At 31.2% G+C, this 7931-nt stretch carries 6 protein-coding genes and 2 tRNA genes; 5 read left to right on the forward strand and 3 right to left on the reverse strand.

Annotation, left to right across the window (positions count from 1 at the left end):
- Nucleotides 1-110: 110 nt before the first annotated feature.
- Nucleotides 111-2027: a GH25 family lysozyme gene (locus tag AC1RP1_RS07175; protein WP_481761920.1), complete on the forward strand. Its 1917-nt coding sequence runs from the start codon at nucleotides 111-113 to the stop codon at nucleotides 2025-2027.
- Nucleotides 2028-2317: 290 nt separating this feature from the next.
- On the opposite strand, the gene AC1RP1_RS07180 is transcribed toward AC1RP1_RS07175, so the two are convergent.
- Entirely contained in the window at nucleotides 2318-2518 is a 201-nt protein-coding gene (locus AC1RP1_RS07180; protein WP_057973786.1) for a cold-shock protein, read from the reverse strand.
- A 160-nt stretch (nucleotides 2519-2678) separates the two neighbouring features.
- Entirely contained in the window at nucleotides 2679-2963 is a 285-nt protein-coding gene (locus tag AC1RP1_RS07185; protein WP_481761919.1) for a hypothetical protein, read from the reverse strand.
- Between the two features lie 612 nt (nucleotides 2964-3575).
- On the opposite strand from AC1RP1_RS07185, the gene AC1RP1_RS07190 reads away from it, so the two are divergent.
- The 3 genes from AC1RP1_RS07190 to AC1RP1_RS07200 all read left to right on the forward strand — a co-directional run bounded on the left by AC1RP1_RS07190 (nucleotide 3576) and on the right by AC1RP1_RS07200 (nucleotide 6670).
- Nucleotides 3576-4223, forward strand: a complete 648-nt coding sequence (locus AC1RP1_RS07190) for a hypothetical protein (RefSeq protein ID WP_481761918.1) — start codon at nucleotides 3576-3578, stop codon at nucleotides 4221-4223.
- Nucleotides 4224-4495: 272 nt separating this feature from the next.
- Entirely contained in the window at nucleotides 4496-5425 is a 930-nt protein-coding gene (locus AC1RP1_RS07195; protein WP_481761917.1) for a hypothetical protein, read from the forward strand.
- Between the two features lie 492 nt (nucleotides 5426-5917).
- Complete coding sequence (locus tag AC1RP1_RS07200) at nucleotides 5918-6670, forward strand: hypothetical protein (RefSeq protein WP_481761916.1); 753 nt, start codon at nucleotides 5918-5920, stop codon at nucleotides 6668-6670.
- A gap of 477 nt (nucleotides 6671-7147) precedes the next feature.
- Here the strand turns inward: AC1RP1_RS07200 and AC1RP1_RS07205 are convergent.
- Nucleotides 7148-7220 (reverse strand) — tRNA-Gln (locus tag AC1RP1_RS07205).
- A gap of 511 nt (nucleotides 7221-7731) precedes the next feature.
- Here AC1RP1_RS07205 and AC1RP1_RS07210 point away from each other — a divergent pair.
- Nucleotides 7732-7804 (forward strand) — tRNA-Glu (locus AC1RP1_RS07210).
- The last annotated feature ends 127 nt before the right edge of the window (nucleotides 7805-7931 follow it).

Raw genomic sequence — 7931 nt, forward strand, 5'->3', positions numbered from 1 at the left:
TTTTTTTATTGAAGGTCTTTTTTTCTAATCTTAATCTTTTTGACTTATAAATTATGCTAGAATATGGTTATTAAACAAAAAATAAAAGGGCGGTTTCTATTTTGAAAAGAATGACGAAATATGTATTATTTTTATCTAGTGTGATAGTAGGTATTGGTATCGGAGCATATCAGGCCTCGGCTAATACTTCGAAGCCTGAAGGTGTGATGGGGTCAAATGTACCTGAATCATTAGTTAAATCAGCATCTTTATTGAGTAAATCGGCTACAAATCGCGATAATTCAATTCCTGATTTATCAGAATTTCAAGGATCATTTACAGATGCACAAGCTAAAGTATTAAAGAAAAATTTTAAATTTATTATTTTACGTGTTCAATATGGGTCAAATCGTAAAGATTTAGTGATTGATCATAATATTGCGATGATGAAGAAATATAATATTCCATATGGTGTTTATTCATTTAGCCAATATGAAAATGTTGCTGATGCTAGAGTAGAAGCGAAAGACTTATATAACCGTGCCAAGGATGCTAAGTTCTTTGTCAATGATTATGAAGATCAAACGGTTACGAATGCTAGCAAAGCAAATACTAACGCCACAACAAAAGCCTGGGCTGATGAGATGGCTAAATATGTAGGTAATCGTAAAATTATACTTTACTCTTATGCTAGTTTTATGAAAACATATGCCAGTACGGCTGTTAACGCATATGATGGTTTTTGGTTAGCTGCATACCAAAGTAATGAGCCAATGGAAACAAGTCATTCGTTATGGCAATATACAAGTAACTTTACAAATCATGGTTTATCAGGGGTTGGAAACATTGATGCAAGTATCATGTCTGGTAAAAATGCTGATTGGTTTTTAAGTGCATCAACAGATAACAAACCAACAGAAAGTACACCACCCACGAACGCAGCTGGGAAAGCACAAAGTTATAATGAATTAGTTTCAATTAAAAAATCTGGATATAATGTTTGGGGTAATTTTAGTTGGAATAAAGTTAAAAATACGACAACTGGAAAAATTGGAAAAGTTTATAGCGCAAAATATTACTATAATCACAGTAATGGTAACAAATATTACTCATTGTACGATAGTAAAGGCAAATGGGCTGGATATGTAAATAGTAACGCAATGGAGGTTGCTTCAGCTAAAGAATTTAAAGCAACCGCTAAAATTACTAAACGTGATTATACTATCTGGAGTAATTTTTTCTATACGTCAGCAAAAGGAACAACAGCTAATTATTATGGTCAAAACTTAAATGTCAGATACAGATATACATTGGGTAATGGTAACGTCTATTATTCACTTTATAATAATGCAGGTACATGGTTAGGTTATATGAATAGTAATGCTTCAAATTTAGTTTATTCATCATATGATAAGATTGTTTCTGTTAAAAATAGCTATACTATCTGGGGTAATTTTAATTGGACAAGTAAAAAAGGATCTACAGTTACTAACTCCGGACAGACATACAATGCTAAATATGCGTATAAGATTAATGGTAATACGTATTACTCACTATATAATGGTAATAATGTTTGGAAAGGCTATGTTAACAGTAATGCTACGAATACCTTAGTAGCTAAATCATTAAAGGCAAAGGTCAAAATTAGCGATAAAGGTTATAATGTCTGGGGTAATTTCTTGTGGTCATCTAAAAAAAGTACTTCTAGTAATTACTATGGTCAAACATATAACGTTAGATACAGATATACTACAGGAAACGGAAATATTTACTACTCACTTTATAACGATGCCGGTAAATGGATGGGTTATGTGAATAATAAAGCAACTAGCCATATTTATACTAAATACAATAAAATTGTCTCTGTTAAAAGAAGCTATGATATCTGGGGTAATTTTAATTGGACGGTAAAAAAAGGGTCAACTATAGCTAACTCAGGTACGAAATATACAGTAAAATATGCTTATTCAATTAATGGCAATAAATATTACTCGATATACAATGCAAATGGTAAGTGGCAAGGATATGTAAACAGCAACGCATTTTAAATGAAAATAGTTCTAAGTTAATTGTTGTTGATGAATTATGATATTGAAAGACAGTGTGACTTAAAAATGCCTCATAATCGTTAGACCTACGTCTAATAATTATGAGGCATTTTTTATATTGATAAATTTAAAGTTGATTTTGAACGTAACCTAAAGTGCATAGTAGGAACCGGATGATAAATAATTATTTAATTTAAAAATACAGTCATACAACAGCAGCTGATGAGAGGGTATACGGTTATTATTGCAAAAAAAAAACCTACCCGAAGGTAAGTTTCAAAGGCTTATAATTAAGCTTTAACAACGTTAGTTGCTTGTGGTCCACGATCAGAATCTTCAACATCGAAAGTAACTGCTTGGCCTTCGTCAAGTGATTTAAAACCGTCACCTTGGATAGCTGAGAAATGAACGAAAACGTCGTCGCCAGATTCGCGAGTAATAAAACCAAAACCTTTATCTGCATTAAACCATTTTACTGTACCTTGTTCCATAATATGAAACCTCCATGTGCTGTAAGCACTAATATATTTTGCATTTGTTGATTGAACTATTAAAAAGAAGTGTGTTCATAAATGAAACAAATCACCTTTAAATAACCGAACCATAAATACATAAGTTTAATATAACATCTAATGACGATTAATGCAAATGTTATTTGCTCGATTTAGTGTGTTTTTTAAGATAATGCAGTAATTCTGTTTCATTACGAAATTCATGTGGGCTAACTTGATTATGAAGTCGAATCGTAATTTTATTAATTTTGATTCGACCAGTCCAAGTATACGTGTATTCAACGATAAATCTATTATTGAGATCATCCTCATCTAAGCCAAAATTAAGTACGTAAATACGATCTGGAACCATTAATGGATTGAGATGTTCTTTATCGTAATAAATTTTGTTTGCTCTTAAGAATTTTTTTGTCTTACTTAACATAGTGTATAAACCTCCAAACTATTATTATAGTGTATTCAAAATGAAGGAGACAGAATTGAATCGGGGATTTAAGTTGCTGTCACTTTATTAATTTAAGTACCATCATTAAAATATCTCATTTAGTATATCATAAATAGAACATAAAATGAGAAAATACTATATAAATCATTCGGAAAAATTGACAATAAACAAAAACATGTTAAGGTTATAGTAGCTCAATATTAATATTCTTAGTATAAATTATTCAGTTTGATGATTTCTATTCATTTATTCACGCTGGCGCAACCAAGGAGTTGCAAGGATGTAAAGTAGGTAGGGTTACATCGTTTAGAAGTAGAATTAGTAACTTATTTTAAAATTAATTAACTCAAAATTAAATATAAATATTCAGTGAGAAGGCTACCAGCAGAATTTGTTGGTAGCCTTCGTCAATTAAAAATATATATAGCATTAAAAATTAATAGCGGGTATGAATGTTAGAAACTTTAAAATATAACCCTTTATTACTTTATTGAAGTATTTAGAGTGTACATACAAAGGAGGTAGGTATTGTTTACCTGCTTTTTTTAGTGTTTAATATGTGAGTGTATAAAAATAAAGGGGTGTTGGATAATGAAAAGGGTAGTCGTATTATGTGCTTCAACAATGGTTGCATTATTATTAGTTGCATGTGGGAACAGCAATAGTGCAAGTAAGGAATCGTCATCATCTGAGGTAAAATCATCTAGTTTGCAGAAATCAAAAAGTGAATCAAATAAGAAAGAGTCTATAAAAAAAGCAAAAGTATCTTCTGAAAGTAAAGCATCATCAGAATCAGCTGCCAAAGAATCAAGTATGGTAGCTGAAAGGTCATCTAAGGCAGCTAATCTTGTGAGAAATGAATTAAAAAAAGGATTTAGTTTTGCTCCAATCAAATATAATGGTGAGGACATCAGTAAAGCTATGGAAGATGGTACTGCTCCACGGCACTCCCTTTTTGATTTAATTACTCTAGGTTACGCAAAAAGTGATACAGTGGTTCGTACACAGCTGGGAAAAGATAGAGCCTATAATTATACGTATAAGATAACCGATAAGTTTATTATAATGAGGGGTGAATCTGGTTCACATCGCATACCTTACACAATAAAGGGATCACATATAACATATGGAGAATGGATAGAAAAACAATCTAATGGAACAAAGCTTACTTATGAGTTTGCATTAGAAACGACTGCCAAAGATGCAATAGACGCACAGCAAACTCAAAATAAAATATAATGGTTAATTGAAACATCCATACTGTGGATGTTTTTTTGTACGCCAAAATAGAAAATGTCGTACGGGTTATTGCGGCATTTGGGGCTGAACAAACTTAGTATAAAATATCTTTGAATGGTTAAAAATCTAACAAAACCTGCGACTATTAGTATGAAAATATAGATTATGTTGTACAGAGTTTTATAAAAGTGCATAAGGTGAATACGAATATTGATTACCTATCATTTTTAGTGTTTAATTTAAAGGTAAATAAATTTTAGGGGAGTTTCAAAATGAAAAAGGTATTGGTAACGTGTGGGATAGCAATGATGTTATTATCATTAACTGCGTGTGGGAGCAGCAATTCAAAAAAGGATGAATCATCTTCTATTGATTCTAGTAAATCACAAGCAAGTTCAAAGAAAATAGCTAGTTCAATGAGTAGAGAAGTTTCATCGTTAAAAAAAGAAAAAAGTAAATTACAGGAAACGAAAAAACAGGCAAGTAGGAATGTAGGAACTCTGACAGTTCAGCAGATGAAAGACCATCCTAAACAGTCAGCTGTAGCAATCGCTTATTATGGTGCAAATCGTTTTTGGAATGGTTTAACGGATAAAATAGCAGATGGGTTCAATGTTTCAATTAAAACACCTAATTCAAGTACAGTTAAGTATTATATTCAAAAAGGTGATAATCCATATTATAGATTACTGGGGGATGTACATAATACTGTAGCTTATTATGACAATGCAGATAATGAACTACAAAAAGTTGGTATGTCGACAATAGCTACTTATGTAAATCAAAAGTTAACTGATGGTAGTCGAAATACTCTAGTGAATAACGTTATCATCAATGCTAGTGATGATACACAACAATCCAGTGATGGGCTATCAATATCAATTGATGAAGCGATTAAACTGATTATCAAACATGAAAATTCAAATGATAATTACGGCAATTTTAACTTGATAATAACAGATAGAAGTAAAAGTACTATAACTAAAATTAATAATAATGATGATATTCCTGCAGCGTTGGGAGGATACGTACCCTATGGAAATGGTGGTTGGGAAATAGAGTTGGTGTACACGGGTGCAAGTCTTCGAGAAAAATATTACCTAGTGCCTGATCATAACAAAACAACCGTTTCACTTAAAACTATCTCACGCTATTCGACTAGACCAGACATAGATACAGAAAACTTTACGCTAAACCGTTAAATAAATATAATACTTTATAGTGATATTCCATAATGGTTCATTAATGCATTCACAAACGTGAGTGCTTTTTTTGTAAAAAATGAAATATGGAACTGGGAATCTTCAGATAAATACCGGGCCTTAGAATATTAGCTAAAATTTAGAAAAGCAAAATTAATGAATTTCTTAGCATAGTAGCTAAAAAGTATATACACTAATAGTGTTGACGAAAGTGCAAACATTTAAAAAGCTAAAGAAATAAACTATACTATCTAAAATGATCCATCATGAATGATACGGTTGGAAGTACAAACGGTAGCCAGATTCAAAGTGTGAAAAAGTTTAGTGTGAGTTAAATCATCATTTAGTGATTTTTGAGTAACTAGTGATCATTAAAATAAACCTTTTAAGTTACGTAGAGTTTCATAGTATTTCATAGAGTTGGGACAGGTATTGTTTACCTGTTTTTTATTGTTTAATATAGAGGTAAATAAGATATTTGGAGGTAATGCAGTGAGTAAAATATGGGGGTTTATAAAAAAATATAAATGGTTCATTTTACTAGTAATATTGATAGTGACTGTTATCATCCCTTGGGTCATCAATATTTTTATTGGCATTGTTCCAGGAGTAGGTTCGAGTGATGGGTGGCTTGGATTTTGGGGAGGTTATATAGGTTCTTTCATAGGTATTGGTGGTGCAGCTATGTTTGCATATATAAATACAAAGTTTCAGTTAAAAGAGCAAAGAAAAAATGAGTTAAGTAATGCCCTTGCTGTAGAAGATATTAAGAACATATCTAGATTAATTTCTATTAATAATAGATTTACCGCCAATATTATTTTAATGAAAAAAGATATTTTCTCTAAGGGTACATTAGAAACAATAGATGATATTCGTAATTTGGGTACAAAAATTAATAAAGAAAAATTGAATGAAATTACTAATTTGAAGAATGAATATGTAATTTATTTTGAAACATACGTTAGCTATGTACCCGAATTATCAAAAAAATGTGATACCTATCAAGATAATATTGCTACACTTTGGAGTGATTTAATGAAAACATACGATGAACTTACTATGGCAGTAAAATGGTTATTGAAAAATAAAGAAGAAAATATAGAATTGATAGATCAAGAAACTAATAAAATTAATAAAATTTTTACAGCAGTTGCAACAAATATAGACTCTATATCTTTTCCGTTAAATGCAGTGAATAAAATTTTAAAAGGCGAAGCGGCGAGGATAAGGTGTAATAAATAATACCTTATCTATAATTGATGTTTAGGTATTCTTAAAGTAAGTAATAGGGTTAGTGTTAGAACCTGCCAAAACTTGCCATAAAATACTTTATAAAGCTCATCAAAACTCTAGTAAGCTCGTCAAAATGATACTTCATTTATACCTAATATGTTAGCAAATATTAGTATATGGGTGCAGCTATTCATCCCTGGGACTTATTAGATATGTAGGCAAAAATAAGTATTCGGACATTTCGGACCCCCTAAAGGGATGCAATTAAAAAGGTTATCAAGACATTCAAGACACCCTAAAGGAAGTAGATTTAATTAGATGTGATGAAATGACTACGGTTTGTTGAGGGAAAATAAAAAGCACCTACTTAAGAAAGTAGATGCATCAGTACATACATGCCCGTACAGTTTATTTTTTTGACTACGGTTTTGACTACGGTTTGTTGAATCTAGATGAAACCTTATGAAACTCTATGAAAACACTTGATTGGGTAAGTAGGGATCGAACCTACAGATTGCGGATTCAGAGTCCGGCGCCTTACCAGTTTGGCTATTACCCAAGAATAATTAACTTCCTAATTTTAGCGATATAACGGTCTTTTGTCAAATAGAAAATAGTAATATTTTGTTGAAACAATAAGAAATAGTAAAGATGATTAATTATTGATAAAGAAAAGTGATGATTACTTTTCTAATTGATACATAACGTTATAATGAAGGACATAAAGATTGTGTTATGTAGAGAAAGTACAAATGAATAAATTAAGCTAAAGTTTTGCACATTTTATTAAGTTATTATTCTATAGATGGGTTTGAGGCGAACGTATTGGAAATAAAACTAAGACGTGAATTAAAAAAGTTATACATTAGATTATTGATTGCGTGTGTCACAACGTTATTGATAGGTACCACGAAAGTTCTCCTACAATATAAATGGTTATCTTTTGTTATGTGGGCTGCTGCATTGTACTGTCTCGGTTTGTATCTGTATTGTTGTTTTATTCAATTTTTAATTTGGCATAAAAATCATTGACATCAAATCTATATGGGTTATACTTAAAAGAGTATTTTTGCCCAATGGTCAAATTGGTTAAGACGTCGCCCTCTCAAGGCGGAATTACGGGTTCGAGCCCCGTTTGGGCGATAAAAGATGTAATTAATTAGAATATTTAAAAAAGTGATTAAGTAGGGGAATGAAGTGAACCCCCTGAGTTGGAGAAATCTAACTCAGGGGGTTTTACTATGTTCACAGTTGAAATAAAGAAAAAAGT

It is taken from the genome of Dellaglioa sp. CoH-56-MRSF-13 (genome assembly GCF_056782095.1).

Bases quoted from the DNA above. Each gene is read 5' to 3' on its own strand.
- AC1RP1_RS07175 (WP_481761920.1), top strand. From the start codon at position 111: ATGACGAAATATGTATTATTTTTATCTAGTGTGATAGTAGGTATTGGT.
- AC1RP1_RS07190 (WP_481761918.1), top strand. From the start codon at position 3,576: ATGAAAAGGGTAGTCGTATTATGTGCTTCAACAATGGTTGCATTATTA.
- AC1RP1_RS07195 (WP_481761917.1), top strand. From the start codon at position 4,496: ATGAAAAAGGTATTGGTAACGTGTGGGATAGCAATGATGTTATTATCA.
- AC1RP1_RS07185 (WP_481761919.1), bottom strand. From the start codon at position 2,963: ATGTTAAGTAAGACAAAAAAATTCTTAAGAGCAAACAAAATTTATTAC.
- AC1RP1_RS07180 (WP_057973786.1), bottom strand. From the start codon at position 2,518: ATGGAACAAGGTACAGTAAAATGGTTTAATGCAGATAAAGGTTTTGGT.